This is a genomic window from Acidipropionibacterium virtanenii, assembly GCF_003325455.1.
In the GTDB taxonomy this organism is placed as follows: Bacteria; Actinomycetota; Actinomycetes; order Propionibacteriales; family Propionibacteriaceae; genus Acidipropionibacterium; species Acidipropionibacterium virtanenii.
Genome location: NZ_CP025198.1, coordinates 1,677,856 through 1,693,635 on the forward strand (window position 1 = coordinate 1,677,856; position 15,780 = coordinate 1,693,635).

22 protein-coding genes are annotated in these 15,780 nt (G+C 67.4%); 17 read left to right on the forward strand and 5 right to left on the reverse strand.

Translation table 11 applies throughout. The annotated features are described in order from the left end of the window. The first annotated feature begins 122 nt into the window (after positions 1–122). The 13 genes from JS278_RS07705 (at position 123) to JS278_RS07765 (ending at position 9,477) form a co-directional block, all read left to right on the forward strand. A complete protein-coding gene (locus JS278_RS07705; protein ID WP_114044666.1) occupies positions 123–383 on the forward strand; it encodes an acyl carrier protein in 261 nt (86 codons plus the stop codon). A 10-nt stretch (positions 384–393) separates the two neighbouring features. Continuing rightward, positions 394–984, forward strand: a complete 591-nt coding sequence (locus JS278_RS07710; RefSeq protein WP_114044667.1) for a serine O-acetyltransferase — start codon at positions 394–396, stop codon at positions 982–984. A gap of 126 nt (positions 985–1,110) precedes the next feature. After that, entirely contained in the window at positions 1,111–1,545 is a 435-nt protein-coding gene (locus JS278_RS07715; protein ID WP_147243172.1) for a cyanate permease, read from the forward strand. Positions 1,546–1,628: 83 nt separating this feature from the next. After that, positions 1,629–1,892 (forward strand): AtpZ/AtpI family protein, encoded by a 264-nt coding sequence (locus JS278_RS07720; RefSeq protein ID WP_114044669.1) that lies wholly within the window; start codon positions 1,629–1,631, stop codon positions 1,890–1,892. Then, complete coding sequence (gene atpB, locus JS278_RS07725; protein ID WP_114044670.1) at positions 1,889–2,671, forward strand: F0F1 ATP synthase subunit A; 783 nt, start codon at positions 1,889–1,891, stop codon at positions 2,669–2,671. The genes JS278_RS07720 and atpB overlap by 4 nt, the downstream gene beginning before the upstream one ends. Positions 2,672–2,748: 77 nt before the next feature. Beyond that, positions 2,749–2,970 (forward strand): ATP synthase F0 subunit C, encoded by a 222-nt coding sequence (atpE, locus tag JS278_RS07730; protein WP_015070640.1) that lies wholly within the window; start codon positions 2,749–2,751, stop codon positions 2,968–2,970. Positions 2,971–2,993: 23 nt separating this feature from the next. Beyond that, on the forward strand, positions 2,994–3,560 hold the full coding sequence (locus JS278_RS07735) for a F0F1 ATP synthase subunit B (protein ID WP_114046194.1): 567 nt from the start codon (positions 2,994–2,996) through the stop codon (positions 3,558–3,560). Beyond that, a complete protein-coding gene (locus JS278_RS07740; RefSeq protein WP_114044671.1) occupies positions 3,557–4,369 on the forward strand; it encodes a F0F1 ATP synthase subunit delta in 813 nt (270 codons plus the stop codon). The genes JS278_RS07735 and JS278_RS07740 overlap by 4 nt, the downstream gene beginning before the upstream one ends. 80 nt (positions 4,370–4,449) lie before the next feature. Continuing rightward, positions 4,450–6,087, forward strand: coding sequence for a F0F1 ATP synthase subunit alpha (gene atpA, locus JS278_RS07745; protein WP_114044672.1), 1,638 nt, complete (start codon positions 4,450–4,452; stop codon positions 6,085–6,087). A gap of 3 nt (positions 6,088–6,090) precedes the next feature. Continuing rightward, positions 6,091–7,002 carry a F0F1 ATP synthase subunit gamma gene (locus JS278_RS07750; protein WP_114044673.1) on the forward strand — a complete coding sequence of 304 codons (912 nt, stop codon included), beginning with the start codon at positions 6,091–6,093 and terminating at the stop codon, positions 7,000–7,002. Between the two features lie 11 nt (positions 7,003–7,013). Continuing rightward, positions 7,014–8,471: a F0F1 ATP synthase subunit beta gene (atpD, locus tag JS278_RS07755; protein WP_114044674.1), complete on the forward strand. Its 1,458-nt coding sequence runs from the start codon at positions 7,014–7,016 to the stop codon at positions 8,469–8,471. Continuing rightward, positions 8,471–8,887, forward strand: a complete 417-nt coding sequence (locus tag JS278_RS07760; protein ID WP_114044675.1) for a F0F1 ATP synthase subunit epsilon — start codon at positions 8,471–8,473, stop codon at positions 8,885–8,887. Before atpD ends, JS278_RS07760 begins: the two co-directional genes overlap by 1 nt. An 86-nt stretch (positions 8,888–8,973) precedes the next feature. After that, the gene (locus JS278_RS07765) at positions 8,974–9,477 is read left to right on the forward strand and encodes a DUF2550 domain-containing protein (RefSeq protein WP_114044676.1); all 504 of its coding nucleotides are present in this window, start codon (positions 8,974–8,976) and stop codon (positions 9,475–9,477) included. Between the two features lie 88 nt (positions 9,478–9,565). On the opposite strand, the gene JS278_RS07770 is transcribed toward JS278_RS07765, so the two are convergent. Further along, entirely contained in the window at positions 9,566–10,225 is a 660-nt protein-coding gene (locus JS278_RS07770; protein ID WP_114044677.1) for a cob(I)yrinic acid a,c-diamide adenosyltransferase, read from the reverse strand. 38 nt (positions 10,226–10,263) lie between these two features. Between JS278_RS07770 and JS278_RS07775 the strand changes: the two genes are divergently transcribed. After that, positions 10,264–10,914, forward strand: coding sequence for a peptidylprolyl isomerase (locus JS278_RS07775; RefSeq protein WP_181833854.1), 651 nt, complete (start codon positions 10,264–10,266; stop codon positions 10,912–10,914). Between the two features lie 12 nt (positions 10,915–10,926). On the opposite strand, the gene JS278_RS07780 is transcribed toward JS278_RS07775, so the two are convergent. Both JS278_RS07780 and JS278_RS16380 read right to left on the reverse strand, forming a co-directional pair. Further along, positions 10,927–11,751, reverse strand: a complete 825-nt coding sequence (locus tag JS278_RS07780) for an alpha/beta fold hydrolase (protein ID WP_114044679.1) — start codon at positions 11,749–11,751, stop codon at positions 10,927–10,929. Continuing rightward, on the reverse strand, positions 11,748–12,032 hold the full coding sequence (locus JS278_RS16380; protein ID WP_245935244.1) for a hypothetical protein: 285 nt from the start codon (positions 12,030–12,032) through the stop codon (positions 11,748–11,750). Before JS278_RS16380 ends, JS278_RS07780 begins: the two co-directional genes overlap by 4 nt. Between JS278_RS16380 and nucS the strand changes: the two genes are divergently transcribed. After that, positions 12,033–12,791: an endonuclease NucS gene (gene nucS, locus JS278_RS07790; RefSeq protein ID WP_114044680.1), complete on the forward strand. Its 759-nt coding sequence runs from the start codon at positions 12,033–12,035 to the stop codon at positions 12,789–12,791. A gap of 69 nt (positions 12,792–12,860) precedes the next feature. Here nucS and JS278_RS07795 read toward each other — a convergent pair whose 3' ends face one another. Continuing rightward, a complete protein-coding gene (locus JS278_RS07795; RefSeq protein ID WP_114044681.1) occupies positions 12,861–14,147 on the reverse strand; it encodes a DivIVA domain-containing protein in 1,287 nt (428 codons plus the stop codon). A 183-nt stretch (positions 14,148–14,330) separates the two neighbouring features. Next, entirely contained in the window at positions 14,331–14,792 is a 462-nt protein-coding gene (mce, locus tag JS278_RS07800; protein ID WP_114044682.1) for a methylmalonyl-CoA epimerase, read from the reverse strand. 202 nt (positions 14,793–14,994) lie between these two features. Between mce and JS278_RS16000 the strand changes: the two genes are divergently transcribed. Then, complete coding sequence (locus tag JS278_RS16000) at positions 14,995–15,141, forward strand: hypothetical protein (protein WP_181833856.1); 147 nt, start codon at positions 14,995–14,997, stop codon at positions 15,139–15,141. Positions 15,142–15,158: 17 nt separating this feature from the next. Continuing rightward, on the forward strand, positions 15,159–15,677 hold the full coding sequence (locus JS278_RS07805) for a PH domain-containing protein (RefSeq protein ID WP_425451500.1): 519 nt from the start codon (positions 15,159–15,161) through the stop codon (positions 15,675–15,677). Positions 15,678–15,780 lie beyond the last annotated feature (103 nt).

The following is a 15,780-nucleotide window of genomic DNA, read 5'->3' on the forward strand; positions in this document are numbered from 1 at the left end:
GTGAGCCGGAAACGGGGGTTCGCATGGCCCAAGAGTATCGGCCGGAGTGCCCGGTGGCAGGGACATCTCTTCTGCTTCGGGACCCGGATCCGGGCCTGTCCCGAGGATGTTAAAGTCACCGCATGTCGATGAGTGCTGCCGCGGTGCATGACCGGGTGCGAGAGTTCGTGCTGGACAGTCTTCTGCTGGGGGATGCCGATCGGATGCCGGCCGACGACGACTCCCTGCTGGAGTCAGGAGTGATCGACTCGACAGGGATCCTCGAGCTCATCGAGTTTCTCGAGGAGGCCTTCGGCGTCCATGTCGCCGACGACGAGACGGTCCCCGGGAATCTCGACGGGATCAACCGGGTCGTCGCCTATGTCGCCCGCAAGCAGTCGTGACCCGAGGCCGATGATGACCGCGTTCGCCGAGGACCTGTCTCACCAGATGGCGGCGATGCTGCCCGGCCATCCCTCGGAGCGGGCCCGGCTGCAGTTCATGGTCACCAACTCCGAGTTCCACTGCGTGGCGATCTACCGGTTCGGCAGGCTGGCCAGAGCCGCCGGTGGTCGCGGACCAGCCTTGGGGCGGGCGCTGATGGCGACCTATCGGATTCTCAACTACGGGATCACCCATCTGGACCACCTGGAGATCTCCTCACATGCGGACATCGGCCCGGGGCTGCTGCTGATGCACCGCCACGGGATCATCATCGGACCGGCGGTCATCGGCCGCAACTGCGTCATCCATCAGAATGTCACCATCGGCCAGCGGGTGGCCGGCGGAGACCACGGAGTTCCGAGGATCGGCGACAACGTGTGGATCGGCCCGGGCGCGGTGATCACGGGCGACATCGCAGTGGGCGACGGGGTCACCATCTCCGCAGGTTCGGTGCTGTCCAAGGATGTCCCCGGCAGGTCACTTGTGGCGGGCAATCCCGCCCGGGTGATCGCCAGGGACTACGACAACTCGGCGATGATCGGGGAAGTCGGGTCGCCGTGAGTGTGCCGCCCTGCCGGCGGTGCAGGATTTCGCGCCTGCGCACCAATTTGTGCTATTTTTCACAGGCGGCCGGTGGAGCTGCACAGAAGACCGGGAGGGCGGCTGAGGATGACCATGGAGATGGCCGTGCTCGCTGAACCGTCCCGACATCGCGACACCACATCGTCGGTGCTGTCCCGGATGCTGCGCACCGCCCTGCTGTGGGCGATCGGCTCCGGAGCGGGCGCGGTGGCCGGATGGACCCTGGCGGGCCGTCCGGCCCAGATCGCCGCCGCCGCAGGGACCGCCCTCGCCCTGGTCTTCCTGGCCGGAGGACGCTCCGTCCAGGTGCTGTCGAGGACCCGCAATCTCGGCGCGGCGATGACGCTCTTCCTCACCCAGCTGCTCGTTCTCGGGGTCGTCGGCGGGCTGATCGTCCGGCACATCGGCCCGGGGGCGGGTCGGTGGGGCCTGCCTGCCGCCACCGGCGTGGTGGCCGTCGCCCTCGGGTGGACGGTGGGCGTGGTGATCGCCGGACGCCGGCGGAACCAGCCCATCTACGAGCGGAGGTCGCAGGAGTGATCGCAGGGCTCGTCGAGGGTCGTTCATCGGGCGGCGCAAACGGCGCCAGCACCCCTGTCGGGGCTGATAGAGTCTCACCCGTCATGGACAGAAACGCAGGGCAGCGGACGCCGTCCGCAGCCCGCACCGAGAACACGGGATCAGAGGACGGAATGGGCGTACTCAGCTACGTCCTGGCAGGCCTCATCTTCTACGGGGGTATCGGCTGGTTGTTGAGCCGGTGGCTCCACCAGACCTGGATGATCCCGGTCGGGATGGTCGTGGGTCTGGCCGCCAGCGTCTATCTCATCGTCAAGAGATACGGGTCTGGGGATCCGGTCTCCAGCAGTAACGAGGAGGACAAGTGAGCCACGGGCTGTTCGTGCCACTGGAGTACCATCCCCCGGGTCTTGACGACTTCAAGTTCCCCGGCACATTCGGCGTCGACTGGATGGACAAGAGTTTCTGGCAGGCCGTCATCGCCGCTGTCGTGGTGATGGCGCTCTGGCTGTGGCTCAGTCATTCGATGAAGGTGGTGCCCGGAAAGCGGCAGGTGCTCGCCGAGTACTGCTACGACTTCATCCGCAACACCCTGGTGCGCGACACCATCGGCCATGATTTCCGCAAGTGGCTGCCGTACCTGGTCGCGCTGTTCAGCTTCGTGCTCATCAATAACTGGTTCGGCGAACTCTTCTTCTTCATGTTCCCGACGTTCTCGCGGGTCGGTTACGTCTACGGCCTGGCGCTCGTCTCCTGGGTGGTCTACATCGGTGCCGGCATCCGGGCCCAGGGGCCACTGAAGTACTTCAGAAGCTCGGTGCTCCCCAAGGGCGTGCCCGTCGGGCTGTGGATCCTCATCATTCCGCTGGAATTCCTGTCGAACTTCATCACCCGGCCGTTGACCCTGTCCCTGCGACTGTTCGCCAATATGTTCGCCGGCCACCTCATCATCATGATCTTCGTGGTCGGTGGAGGATTCCTGCTCACCTATTCCGGAAATCCTCTGTTCAACGTCACGGGCGGTCTGTCGATCGTGTTCAGTTTCGCGCTCTTCGCCCTCGAGCTGTTCGTCGGTTTCCTGCAGGCATACGTCTTCACCGTCCTCTCCGCCCAGTACGTGGCCTCGTCGCTCGACGCCGACCACTGATTCCCAGACCTCGTCCCGCCGCCTGGCGGAATGAAGAAAACGCCCCACAAGGGGCACGATCCGAAAGGACACACCCCATGGTTCCCATGCTCATCGGCGGTTCGCTCAACGTGCTCGGCTACGGCCTGGCCACCCTCGGCCCGGCCCTCGGCGTGGCGTGGATCTTCGCGTCCGTCATCAACGGCACGGCCCGCCAGCCCGAGGCCAAGCCGGCGATGATGAGCACCGCGTTCATCGGCTTCGCCGTGGTCGAGGCCCTCGCGCTGTTCGGCTTCGTGCTGGCCTTCGTCGCACAGTGAGTGGCGCCATGGCTGCGCCGCTCATCGCACTCCTCGAACTGAATCTGGGGCCGCTGGCACCCGAGCATCCCGTCGAGATCGTCGTCGGCATCGTCCTGGTGCTGCTGCTGACCTGGGGCTGCGCGAAGTTCATCGTGCCCCGCTTCGAGGACATGTACCACGAACGCTCCGAGGCCGTTCAGGGCGGCATCGAGCGCGCCGAGAAGGCCCAGGCCGAGGCCAGGGCCGCGCTGGAGCAGTACCGTGCCCAGCTCGCCGGTGCCCGTGAGGAGGCTGCGAAGATCCGGGAGGACGCCAAGTCCCAGGGTGCGCAGATCCTCACGGACATGAGGGAGCAGGCCGCGGCCGAGGCGGATCGCATCTCCGCCAGGGCCCGACTGCAGATCAGTGCGGAGCGGGAGCAGGCCGTCACCGAGCTGCGCACCCAGATCGGCGGCCTGGCCACCGACCTGGCGGGACGCATCGTGGGTGAGTCCCTCGATGACGATGCCCGGGTCAGTGCCACCGTCGACCGTTTCATCGCCGATCTGGCGAAGGAGCCCTCGGTGGCCGAGCGGGCCGCGACGCCGCGGGCGGTGGATCCGCGATGAGTTCCTCCACCGGCGGGTCGGGTGCCCTGAGCGCACGGTTGGCGGCCCTCGATTCCGAGCTCGACTCGGTCCCGTCCTCCCAGCAGCTCAGCGACGATCTCTTCGGGGTCGTCGACCTGCTCGACGGCAATTCGGGGCTGCGTCGCGCGATCAGCGATCCCGCGGTGAATCCTGCGGCCCGCACGCGGCTGACCCATCGGCTCCTCGAGGACCGGATCGGTCCGGAAGCGCTGCGCCTGGTGGATCGCGCACTCGAGATCGGGTGGGCCGGTCCGGCGCAGATGACCCGCGGCCTGGAGCAGGCCGGGGTGCGATCGGAGCTGCGGACCGCGCAGGGCGCCGGGGCCGGGGTCGACGTCGAGGACGAGCTCTTCCGGTTCGGGCAGACGGTTCGGGCCGATCCCGCGCTGTCACTGGCGCTGAGCGACGCCGACCAGTCGGTGACAGCCCGAAGAGGCCTGGTCTCGGGTCTGCTCGAGGGCCGGTGCCGGCCCGAGTCGGTGGTTCTGGCGGCGCGTGCCGTTCGGGCCACCAAGGCGAGCTACACCGACGTCCTCGACGGTTACGTGCGACTGTCGGCGAGGATGCGCGACGAGCAGGTCGCGGTGGTGACCACCGCCCGGGGGCTGTCTGCCGAGCAGCGTACTGAGATCCTGCGACAGCTGGATCGGATCACCGGTCGCCGGGTCGATCTGAAAGAGGCTGTCGATCCGACGGTGCTCGGCGGCGCCCGGATCAGCTTCGGCGACGAGGTCATCGACGGGACGGTCGCGCGCCGTCTCGACCAGGCCCGACGGACCTTGGGCTGAGCGCACACAATGTTCTTACCCGCAGCCGGGCGGCCGGCCCGACCAGGGAATCCGATGAGGGAATCGGTGAAGGAGAAGCAATGGCGGAACTGACGATTCGTCCGGAGGAGATCCGCGACGCACTGGACAATTTCGTCCAGAACTACAGCCCGGAGGCGGCGACCCGGGAGGAGATCGGGACCGTCATCACCTCCGGTGACGGCATCGCCCGGGTGGCCGGGCTGCCGTCCGCGATGGCCAACGAGCTGCTCCAGTTCGAGGACGGCCGGATGGGCATCGCCCAGAACCTCGAGGAGAGGGAGATCGGCGTCGTCGTCCTCGGTGATTCCGAGGGGATCGACGAGGGGTCGACCGTCCGGGGCACCGGCGAGGTGCTGTCGGTGCCGGTGGGCGAGGGTTACCTCGGCCGGGTGGTCGACGCCATGGGCCGGCCGATAGACGGGCTCGGCGAGATCAAGAACATCGAGGGGCGACGCGCACTCGAGCTTCAGGCCGCCGGCGTGATGGATCGCCAGGAGGTGCGCGAGCCCCTCCAGACCGGGCTGAAGGCCATCGACTCGATGATCCCGATCGGCCGCGGTCAGCGCCAGCTGATCATCGGCGACCGCAAGACCGGCAAGACCGCCATCGCGATCGACACCATCATCAACCAGAAGGACAACTGGGAGTCCGGAGATCCCTCCAAGCAGGTGCGCTGCATCTACGTGGCGATCGGCCAGAAGGGCTCCACGGTTGCCGAGGTCAAGGGCTCCCTGGAGAAGGCCGGGGCGATGGACTACACCACCATCGTCCATTCGCCCGCCTCCGATCCGGCCGGGTTCAAGTACATCGCCCCCTACGCGGGCTCGGCGATCGGCCAGCACTGGATGTATCAGGGCAAGCACGTCCTGATCGTCTTCGACGACCTCACCAAGCAGGCCGAGGCCTACCGTGCGATGTCGCTTCTGCTGCGTCGCCCGCCGGGCCGCGAGGCCTATCCCGGTGACGTGTTCTACCTCCACTCCCGTCTGCTGGAGCGCTGCGCCAAGCTCTCCGACGAGCTGGGCGGCGGCTCGATGACCGGCCTGCCGATCATCGAGACCAAGGCCAACGACGTCTCGGCCTTCATCCCCACCAACGTCATCTCGATCACCGACGGGCAGATCTTCCTGCAGTCGGATCTCTTCAACGCCAACCAGCGTCCCGCTGTCGACGTCGGCATCTCGGTGTCGCGAGTCGGCGGTGCGGCCCAGGTCAAGGCCATGAAGCAGGTCTCCGGCACCCTCAAGATCGACCTGGCCCAGTACCGCGACATGCAGGCCTTCGCGATGTTCGCCTCCGATCTGGACGAGACCTCCCGGTCCCAGCTGGAGCGCGGCGCCCGCCTCATGGAGCTGCTCAAGCAGGGCCAGTACTCGCCCTACCCGGTTGAGAATCAGGTGATCAGCGTGTGGGCCGGGACCACCGGAAAGCTCGACGACGTGCCGGTCGCCGACGTGCCCCGATTCGAGGCGGACATGCTGGAGCACCTCGGTACCCATACCGATGTGCTCGAGGGCATCCGCGAGACCGGGAAATTCCCCGACGACGCCCAGGAGGCTGCGGCCAACGCGATCGAGGAGGTCAAGGAGTCCTTCAGGACCACCGACGGCAGATTCCTCGCCGGGCACGAGGAGTTCCAGCCGATGGACCGCGAGGAGATCGATCAGGCGAAGATCGTCCGGGCGAAGCGGGGCTGAGCGATGGCCTCGAATCTGCGCGAGCTGCGAGAAAGGCGCAATTCCGTCGCCACGACGCAGAAGATCACCCGGGCGATGGAGCTGATCGCCTCCTCGCGGGTCCCCAAGGCCCAGCGCAAGGTGCGCTCGGCCTCGCCCTACGCCGAGGAGTTGAGTCGCGCCGTCTCGGCGGTGGCCACCCACACCCATGAGCACCATCCGCTCACCACCCCGGTGACCGATCCGGTGCGCTCCGGAGTGCTGGTGATCAGCTCGGACCGCGGACTGGCCGGGGCCTACTCCTCCAACGCCATCAAGGCCGCCGAGGAGCTCACCGCCACCCTGTCGGCCGAGCAGGAGGTGAGCACCTACCTGTGCGGCCGCAAGGCGATCGGCTACTACGAGTTCCGCGGTCGCCCGATCGCCGAGACCTGGAGTGGATTCTCCGACGCGCCGAGCTACGAGAACGCCCGGGCGATCGCCGACCGGCTCATCAAGGACTTCCTCACCCCGAGTGATGAGGGGGGCCTCGACGAGATCCATATCGTCTACACCCAGTTCCGCTCGATGCTCGTCCAGACGCCGAGGGTGGTGAGGCTGCTTCCGCTGGAGGTGGTCGATGCGCCCGAGGACACCGACGAGAACGGCCAGGAGATCTTCCACGAGTACCGCTTCGAGCCGGACCCGGAGTCGGTGCTGAACAATCTCCTGCCGCTCTACGTGGCCAACCGCATCCAGTACGTGCTCCTGCAGTCGGCGGCCTCCGAGCTGGCCAGCCGTCAGCGCGCCATGAAGTCGGCCACCGACAACGCCGAACAGTTGATCGGGACCCTGTCGCGTCAGGCCAATCAGGCCCGCCAGGCCGCGATCACGCAGGAAATCACCGAGATCGTGGGCGGTTCGGCCGCCCTGTCCGATTCCACCTCCGAGGAGTGAAGAGAGAAGCCATGACTGCCACTGCAACCAGTACCGAGGCCCAGCCCCGCTCAGGCGGGATCGGCCGGGTTGTCCGGGTCATCGGCCCTGTCGTCGACGTCGAGTTCCCGGCCGGCCAGCTGCCCGAGATCCTCAACGCGCTCCATGTCGAGACCGAGGTGATGGACAAGAAGCAGACCATCACCCTCGAGGTGGAGCTGCACATCGGCGACAACATCGTCCGCGCCATCTCGCTGAAGCCCACCGACGGCATGAAGCGAGGCGCCGAGGTCGTCGACACCGGCTCGCCGATCACCGTGCCGGTCGGCGACATCACCAAGGGTCACGTGTGGAATGTCACCGGTGACGTCCTCAACGCCGATCCCGACAGCATCACGGTGGAGGAGCGCTGGCCCATCCACCGCGACGCCCCGGCCTTCGACGACCTGGAGCCCGAGACCGAGATGCTGGAGACCGGCATCAAGGTCCTCGATCTGCTCACCCCCTACGTCAAGGGCGGCAAGATCGGCCTGTTCGGCGGCGCCGGCGTCGGAAAGACCGTGCTCATCCAGGAGATGATCTACCGCATCGCCCACAACTTCGGCGGCACCTCGGTGTTCGCAGGCGTGGGGGAGCGGACCCGTGAGGGCAACGACCTCATCAACGAGATGGGCGAGGCCGGAGTCCTCAAGGACACCGCGCTGGTGTTCGGCCAGATGGACGAGCCGCCGGGCACCCGGCTGAGGATCGCGCTGACCGGACTGACGATGGCGGAGTACTTCCGTGACGTCCAGAACCAGGACGTGCTGCTGTTCATCGACAACATCTTCCGGTTCACGCAGGCCGGCTCGGAGGTCTCCACGCTGCTGGGCCGGATGCCCTCGGCGGTGGGCTACCAGCCGAACCTGGCCGACGAGATGGGCCAGCTGCAGGAGCGGATCACCTCCACCAGGGGTCATTCGATCACCTCGATGCAGGCCATCTACGTGCCCGCCGATGACTACACCGATCCCGCCCCGGCCACGACCTTCGCCCACCTGGACGCCACCACGGAACTCTCCCGCGACATCGCCTCCCGCGGTCTCTACCCGGCGGTGGATCCGCTCACCTCGACCTCGCGGATCCTGGATCCGCAGTACGTCGGTCAGGCGCACTACGACACCGCCACCCAGGTCAAGCAGATCCTCCAGCGCAACAAGGAGCTGCAGGACATCATTGCCATCCTGGGTGTCGAGGAGCTCTCCGAGGAGGACAAGATCATCGTCGGGCGTGCCCGTCGCCTCCAGCAGTTCCTCTCCCAGAACACCTACACCGGCGCGAAGTTCACCGGCGTTCCCGGCTCCACGGTGCCGATCGCCGAGACCATCGAGTCCTTCCAGATGATCTGCCGGGGCGACGTCGACGACATCCCCGAGCAGGCCTTCTTCAATGTGGGCAGCATCGAGGACGTCCAGAAGCGCTGGGACCAGATGCAGAAGAAGGACGCCTGATGGCTCGCGACCCGCTTCACGTCGACGTCGTGGCGGCGGACCGCCAGGTCTGGGAGGGCGACGCGGTCAACATCATCATCCGCACCACCGAGGGCGACATCGGAATCCTGCCCGGCCACGAGGCGATCTTCGCGAGCCTCGTTCCCTGCGCGGCCTCCATCATCACCGTCGACGGCCGTCAGGAGGTGATCGCGGTCGACGGCGGCTTCGTCTCGGTCGACAACACCGGGCGGGTCTCCATCCTGGCCCAGTACGCCACACGTGCCGAGGAGATCTCCCAGGACGGTGCCCAGCACGACGTCGACACGATCTCCCGTCAGCTGGACCGCAATGACTACAGCGAGGACGACGTCCACCGTCTCCATCTGGCCCAGGCTCAGCTGATGGCCGCCAGGAGGCTCGAGGAGCACAGGTAGAACAAGCCAGTACCAGGATGCCGGTGGCCTCCGGACGGGATCACTTCCGTTTGGACGCCACCGGCATTCGGGTCTAGCGTGTCTCCATGGGTCCGATCGAGTTCGCAGGGCAGGTGCCCCTTCTCTCGACCCTCGAGGTGGAACTTGTCCTCGCCGCGGCCGTCGTGGTCGTCGTCGCGCTCGCAATGCTCTGGCTGGTGGTCCGCCACCAGCTGCTTCTGAGACGCCGTGGGGTCTTCGTCTGCGCCTTCCGGACTCTCGGCGGCGCCAGGGCCGGGCGCTGGATGCTGGGGGTGGCCCAGTACGCCTCCGGAACCTTCCGCTGGTACCGGCCGATCAAACCTCTGATGTCCCCGAGCATCATCCTTCGCCGTGGCGGGATGGAGATGATCGAGCACCACCGGCCCACCGGATCCGACGGAGTCCCGTTCATCGCCAGCCAGGTCGTGGTCACCCTGAGAACCCCGCTTCCCGGCCGGATCTCACGATGTCAGCTGGCAGTGGATCCCGGAGTTCTCACAGGCCTCATGAGCTGGTTGGAGGCCGGCCCGCCGGGCGGCCTCGATTACGTCTCGGCCGCCCACCACTGAGACCCGGATCCACAGAACATCGCAGTCCTTCATGCGGCCCCGTGAGCGGGGCCCTTCTCATGTCCGGCGCCGGATGGCCAGCGGACCGTCAGGACTTCGTGTGAGGCCTCTGGTGCTCGGCATTGCGCTCCCCGCCCGGCACCCACAGCACCTCGTCGCTGGTATCGCCCTCGGCCCGGTTGGCGGCGCGCGACAGGATGAACAGCAGGTCCGAGAGACGGTTGAGATAGGTGATGGCCAGTTCGTTGACCCCGCCAGGAGTCGTATCGGGATCATCGGAGATCTCGGTCCCGTAGGCCTCCACGGCCCGCCACGCCGCACGCTCGGCGGTGCGCACCGCGGTGCGGCAGACATGGAGCTGGGCACCCACCGGATTGCCTCCCGGCAGGATGAAGGAGCGCAACGTCGGCAGCGGGTCGCCGAACTCGTCGCACCAGTGCTCGAGGCGGTCGATGCTGGACTGCACGGTGCGCAACGGCTCCCACTTCGGGTTCGAGACCAGCGGATTGGCCAGGTCGGCGCCGACGTCGAAGAGCTCGTTCTGGACGACGGCAAGGGCCTCGCGGACCGCCGGGGCGAGGTACTCGCCGTGGTCCAGGGCGAGCGCCAGGCCGATCGCGGCATTGGCGGCGTCGGTGAGCCCGTAGGCCTCGACGCGAACGTCCGATTTCGCGGCGACCGAGTTGTCGACCAGCCGGGTGGTGCCGTGGTCCCCGGTACGGGTGTAGATGCGTGAGAGAGTGACCATGCACCCACCATATGGGGTCGGTCCGACGAAGGAGTGCCATGGCGAGAGTTCACGCTCCGGTGGTCGTGACGGTCGCCGCCCTGCTGGCGGTCGCCGGTTGCGCCCGGGAACCCGGGACCGCTGCGACGCAGGTCAGTCCGGCGCGGACCACCAGCTGCTCCTATCCGGCCGAGGGCACCCCCGCCAGGGCCGCCGACCCGCCCCAGGCGGCCGACATCTCGGCGGCCGGGACCGCCACCGTCACCATGAGCCTGGACTCGTCCACCATCGTGCTGCGCCTCGACCGGTCCGGCGCCCCGTGCGCGGTCAACAGCTTCATCCATCTGGCCGAGCAGGGGTACTTCAACGGCACACGCTGCCACCGGCTCTCTGTGACGACCGCTTTCTACCTGGAGTGCGGGGATCCCACCGGCACCGGGACCGGGGGGCCCGGCTACCGGTTCGCCGCCGAGCTCGACGGCGATGCGACGTACCCGGCGGGCACCGTGGCGATGGCCACCTCCCAGGGGCGCAACGGCTCGCAGTTCTTCATCGTCACCGAGGACTCGGACATGCCCCCGAGATACACCGTCATCGGGACCGTCGACCAGGCCGGCCTGACCGCCGTCCGCACGGTCGCGGACAAAGGGGCCGGCGCCGACGGGAGGCCGCGGGACCGGGCCGAACTCGGCTCGGCGACGATGGGCTGAACCGAACAGTGCTCAGATCTGCTGCAGGAAGCTCCGCAGCACCCGGACGAAGGTCTCCGGCTGGTCGGAGTGCACCCAGTGCCCCGAGTGCTTCACCCGTACCCTCCTGACCAGCGGGAAGAGGGCGCTCATCGCCGGCTGGTAGGAGTCGTGGACGTAGTCGGAGTCCTCCCCGCTGATCCACAGCGTCGGACCGCCCCAGCTGCGTCTCCCGGTATCGGGCCAGTCGGCGATCCGCGAGATCTGGGCGTCCAGCAGTTCCAGGTTCATCTGCCAGTGCCACTGATGCCCGGGCGCGGCGTGGACGTCGTGACGCAGGTTCTGCAGCAGGAACTGGCGGACGGCGCGATCGGGGACGCCCACCGACAGCTGCGCCTCCGCCTCGGCGCGGGTCCGCAGTCGTGACAGGTCCAAGGAGCGCATCGCGCGGGTGAGGGGGTCGAACCGCAGGTTCAGAGGAGACACCACCGGGGCCATGTCGACCACGACCAGGCTCGACAGGAGTTCGGGGCGGTCGAGCGCTGTGCGCATCGCGACCTTGCCGCCCATCGAGTGGCCGAGCAGATGCACCGGGCGGTCGGGGGAGAGCCGCTCGATCATGGCGGCCACACTGGCCGCCATCCGGGGATAGGAGATCTCATCGGTCCACGGCGAACGGCCGTGGTCCGGGAGGTCGAGGAGGATGCATCGCCAGCGGTCGGGGTCGCCGGCGACCAGATCCTTGGCGACGCGGGTGAAATTCTTCCCCTGCCCGAAGACGCCGTGGCACCACACCACGGCCTGCGGCCCCGAACCGATGGTCGTCGAGTACAGCTCGACGGGGGAGAGATCACTCATGGGCGCGCCTTCCAGCAGCCGGTGTGCCAGTGTCGACGCGCCGAGACCGGGGATTCGGCGGTGAACCCGGTCGGGTCGTGGGGCCAGGCGACGACATGGGGGGTGCCGGGCAGGATCGGGTGCAGGCAGCCCGGGCAGGTGTAGGTCTTCACAGCGCGCTCGCCGGGTACGGTGCGCACCACCTGCCGGCCGTCGGCCTTCATCTCGCTGTGCGCGTGGGAGGCGGGATTCAGCGGGTGGAACGGCCGGGTGTATTTACTGCTGCGCTTGTGACGACCCACATGCTCATCTTAGAGGAAGGTCCGCGTCCGGTAGAGTCTGCGTCCGTGCGACTCGTCATTGCCCAGTGCCAGGTTGACTACACCGGACGCCTGAGCGCCCACCTCCCGTGGGCCAAGCGCCTGATCGTCGTCAAGGCCGACGGATCGGTGAGCGTCCACGCCGACGACCGGGCCTACAAGCCGCTGAACTGGATGAGCCCGCCCTGCTCGCTGACCATTCGCGAGCCGGACGCCGATGAGGCCTGTGCGGTGCCTGCCCTCGGCGCCCGGGTCCAGCAGGTGTGGGAGGTGGACGCGGTCACCGGGGACCACCTGCAGATTCTGCTGGGAGACGTCGACCTGGACGTCACCGAGGACCTGGGAGTCGATCCAGGACTGCAGAAGGACGGCGTCGAGGCCCATCTCCAGGAGCTGCTGGCCGAGAATCCCGAGGCTTTCGGCGACGGATGGTCGGTGGTCCAGCGGGAGTACATGACGCCGATCGGTCCGGTCGACATCCTCTGTCGCGACGCCGAAGGCACCTACGTCGCTGTCGAGGTCAAGCGCAGGGGAGAGATCGACGGGGTCGAGCAGCTCACCCGGTACCTGGATCTCATGAACCGCGACCATCTGCTGGGCGGCCACGTCCAGGGGGTGTTCGCCGCCCAGCAGATCAAGCCCCAGGCACGTACCCTGGCCGAAGATCGCGGCATCGACTGCCTCACCGTCGACTACGACGCGCTGAGGGGCATGGATCACCCCGAGGAGAGGCTGTTCTAGGCGGGCGGCCACGTGTATCTCTCCGATCCGCAGGTAGTCCGCCGCGCCGATGTGTGTTCGCGCCCGGGGTCACTCGATGACGGTGGTCTTCTCCTCGGGTCCGGCCGGCTGATTGGCGGGACGGACCCTCGTCCTGTCCGCGTCGGGATCCGCGGCCTTCTCCTTGGCGGCGGGAGCCTTCTTCTGCTCCTTGTGCTCCTCGGCGAAGGGATCGGCGTCCGGGAAGTCCTGCTTGGCCTCCTCGGCCAGATCCCGCAGATTCCCGAGCTGAGCCTGCACCGACGCCTTGCGCTGCAGCAGCGCAGCCACCTCGCGCTCCAGCTGCTCCTTGCGCCAGGCGTACTGCTCCTCCAGACGCTCCTTCATCATGGCAGCTTGACGGTGGGCGACGCTGATCCTGTTCTCGGCCTCGCGGGCCGCCTCGGTGCGCACCTTGTCGCCCTCGGTCAGGGCGTCCTCGCGGATCTTCTCAGCCTTGACGGTGGATTCCTGAAGATTCTTGGAGGCCTGGTCCATATCCTGTGACGCCTTGGCCTGGATCTCGTTGATCCTGGCGATCGCCTGGTCGTGGTTGGTCTTCGCGGCGGTCGCGATGCGCTCGGACTCCTCACGGGCCTTGGCGACGATGGCTGCGGCTTCCTGCTGGGCCTTGGTCCGCACCCCCGCGGCCTCCTTCTTGGCACGGCTCACCAGGGTGTCGGCCTCCTTCTGTGCGGAGGCGATGGCGGCCGAGGCCTGCTCCTGGCCCTTCGCCTGCTGGGCCCCGGTCTCCTTCTGGGCGCTCTCGATCATCTGCCGGGCCTGGGCCTCAGCGCTCTGACGGGTGGCCTCGGCCCGGGTGTTCGCCTCGGCGGCCACGGCCTGGGCATGGGTCTGGGACTGGCTGACGATGTTCGTGGCCTGCTGCCGCGCCTGATCCACCGAGGAACGGGCGTCCTTGGTGGCCTGTTCCCGCAGTTCGCGCTGGTTGGCCAGCCCGGCGACCCGGATGTCGTCGGCCTCGGTCTGGGCTGCGGCGCGCAGGTCGGCGGCGACCCGGCGTCCTTCCTCCTTGATCCGTTCGGCCTCCGTGCCGGCCTTGGCCACCAGATCCTTGGCCTGAGTCTCGGCTGCCGTGAGGATGCTGGTGGCGTGAGCGCCGAGGCGAGCGAAATCGGTCTTCTCCGCCTCCTTCTCGGCTTCGGCGACCTGATGGCGCATGTGACGGGTGAGCTGCTTGAGGGTGCTGACCTGCTGCTCGATCTCACGGACGTAGTTGTCGACGCTGGTGCGTTCGTAACCCCACATCGCGTGGGCGAAGCTTCCTGCAGCGCTGGCGCTGTCGTCGAACAGGTTCAGCCCCGTCTCCTCGTCCATGGACTCCTCATTACGAGATGTGACTGCGTCGCTCACCACAGGCTCCTTCCGGTTTCCGATGCCACCGTCCACGCTACCAACGTCCACCCACCGTCCGAGGGTCCCGGGATGACACCGGCGGTGGAGGGTGCCGGGGCACCCTCCACCGCCGGTGGAGATTCACTGCTTCGTCGTCGGCGACGGTCAGTCCTTGTAGGGCATGCCACCGGCCGGGGGCTCGGTGATCTCGATGAGCAGGCCGCCGGTGTACTTCGGGTGCAGGAAGATGACCCGCGAACCGGCCGTGCCGGAGGAGGGCTCCTCGGAGGTGAACTTTGCCCCGCGCTCCTTGAGGGTCGCAATGGTCTTGTCGATGTCGTAGGTGCGGTAGCACACCTGCTGAATCATGTTCCTGTTCTTGGCCAGGTACTTGCCGATGGTGGTGTCCTCGCCGAGGGGGGCGAGCAGCTGGACGACGGTGCTCTCCTCGCCGCGCTTGCCGGTGGCGATCATCGCCTCCTCGACGCCGTGGCCCTCGTTCTTCTCACGCAGCAGCACGTGGAATCCCAGCACCTCGGTGTGGTACTTGATGGCCTCGTCCATGTCCTTGACCGCGTAGCCGACGTGATCGATGCACGCGAAAGGGTCGTTGTTGAAGTTCTCCATGGCCCATATTGTTTCACCTCAGCCCGTCGAGCGGGAGCCGGGGTGCCCATACAGCCCGAGCACAGATACCGCGGCACGCGGCGTTGCGGCTGGTGCGAGGGGCCCCGGTTGCACCAACATGGCACCGTTGAGTGCCTTCAGCCCGGGCCCCGGCCACCCATCCCAGCCGTTCACACCGGCCAATCCAGTACGAGGAGACGACGTGAAGAAAACCGTCACGACCATCATCGGAGTCTTCCTGGTCGCCTTCGCGCTCTACTACGTCTTCACCGACCCGGAGGGCACCGCCGGCGTCGTGCGCGGCTTCTTCTCCGGGATCTTCGGCTTCATCAGGGCGCTGGGGGGCTGACCCGAGCCGTGCCCGAGATGCTGAGGCGCTTCTTCGACCCTGAGGTGGACCGGCACCTGCTCACCGACGAGGGCGAGTTCATCATCGACGAGGTGGCCAAGCACTGGATCACCCTTGTGCTGCCGGTTCTCGCGCTGGCGGCCAGCATGGCCTTCTTCGTCGCGATGATCGCACTGCCCCGGGTATGGGCGCTGCTGCTGGTGATCGGGCTGGTGCTGGACGTCTGGGCCGCGGTGCGGATTCACCAGATGCACATGGACCGCTTCGTGGTCACCAATATGCGGGTCTTCCGGGTGCACGGGGCCGTCAACCAGCACCTGGCCACCATGCCGATGACCCGGATCCTCGACGTCTCCGTCGAGCAGCCCCTGCTGGGACAACTGTGCGGCTACGGGCATTTCATCTTCGAGTCCGCCGCCCAGGACCAGGGCCTGCGGGTGATCAAGTTCGTGGGCGACCCCGAGAGGCGGGACCTCACCATCCAGCGGGTGATCCAGATGGCCGGCCTGCGCACCAACCTCGCCCATCCGCGCTGAACCGACCAGGCGGGGAGGGGGAGTCGGCTCCCCCGCACCCCTCGTGGCGGGGGCTTGGGGTGCGTCAGGTCCGCGACCGGGCCCGGCACCCCACCACGTGCAG

What these genes read in the sequence shown, in the direction of transcription:
- JS278_RS07705 (WP_114044666.1), top strand. Translation starts at nt 123, where the DNA reads ATGTCGATGAGTGCTGCCGCGGTGCATGACCGGGTGCGAGAGTTCGTG.
- JS278_RS07710 (WP_114044667.1), top strand. Translation starts at nt 394, where the DNA reads ATGATGACCGCGTTCGCCGAGGACCTGTCTCACCAGATGGCGGCGATG.
- JS278_RS07720 (WP_114044669.1), top strand. Translation starts at nt 1,629, where the DNA reads ATGGACAGAAACGCAGGGCAGCGGACGCCGTCCGCAGCCCGCACCGAG.
- atpE (WP_015070640.1), top strand. Translation starts at nt 2,749, where the DNA reads ATGGTTCCCATGCTCATCGGCGGTTCGCTCAACGTGCTCGGCTACGGC.
- JS278_RS07740 (WP_114044671.1), top strand. Translation starts at nt 3,557, where the DNA reads ATGAGTTCCTCCACCGGCGGGTCGGGTGCCCTGAGCGCACGGTTGGCG.
- atpA (WP_114044672.1), top strand. Translation starts at nt 4,450, where the DNA reads ATGGCGGAACTGACGATTCGTCCGGAGGAGATCCGCGACGCACTGGAC.
- JS278_RS07750 (WP_114044673.1), top strand. Translation starts at nt 6,091, where the DNA reads ATGGCCTCGAATCTGCGCGAGCTGCGAGAAAGGCGCAATTCCGTCGCC.
- atpD (WP_114044674.1), top strand. Translation starts at nt 7,014, where the DNA reads ATGACTGCCACTGCAACCAGTACCGAGGCCCAGCCCCGCTCAGGCGGG.
- JS278_RS07760 (WP_114044675.1), top strand. Translation starts at nt 8,471, where the DNA reads ATGGCTCGCGACCCGCTTCACGTCGACGTCGTGGCGGCGGACCGCCAG.
- JS278_RS07765 (WP_114044676.1), top strand. Translation starts at nt 8,974, where the DNA reads ATGGGTCCGATCGAGTTCGCAGGGCAGGTGCCCCTTCTCTCGACCCTC.
- JS278_RS07770 (WP_114044677.1), bottom strand. Translation starts at nt 10,225, where the DNA reads ATGGTCACTCTCTCACGCATCTACACCCGTACCGGGGACCACGGCACC.
- JS278_RS07775 (WP_181833854.1), top strand. Translation starts at nt 10,264, where the DNA reads ATGGCGAGAGTTCACGCTCCGGTGGTCGTGACGGTCGCCGCCCTGCTG.
- JS278_RS07780 (WP_114044679.1), bottom strand. Translation starts at nt 11,751, where the DNA reads ATGAGTGATCTCTCCCCCGTCGAGCTGTACTCGACGACCATCGGTTCG.
- nucS (WP_114044680.1), top strand. Translation starts at nt 12,033, where the DNA reads ATGCTCATCTTAGAGGAAGGTCCGCGTCCGGTAGAGTCTGCGTCCGTG.
- JS278_RS07795 (WP_114044681.1), bottom strand. Translation starts at nt 14,147, where the DNA reads ATGGACGAGGAGACGGGGCTGAACCTGTTCGACGACAGCGCCAGCGCT.
- mce (WP_114044682.1), bottom strand. Translation starts at nt 14,792, where the DNA reads ATGGAGAACTTCAACAACGACCCTTTCGCGTGCATCGATCACGTCGGC.
- JS278_RS07805 (WP_425451500.1), top strand. Translation starts at nt 15,159, where the DNA reads ATGCTGAGGCGCTTCTTCGACCCTGAGGTGGACCGGCACCTGCTCACC.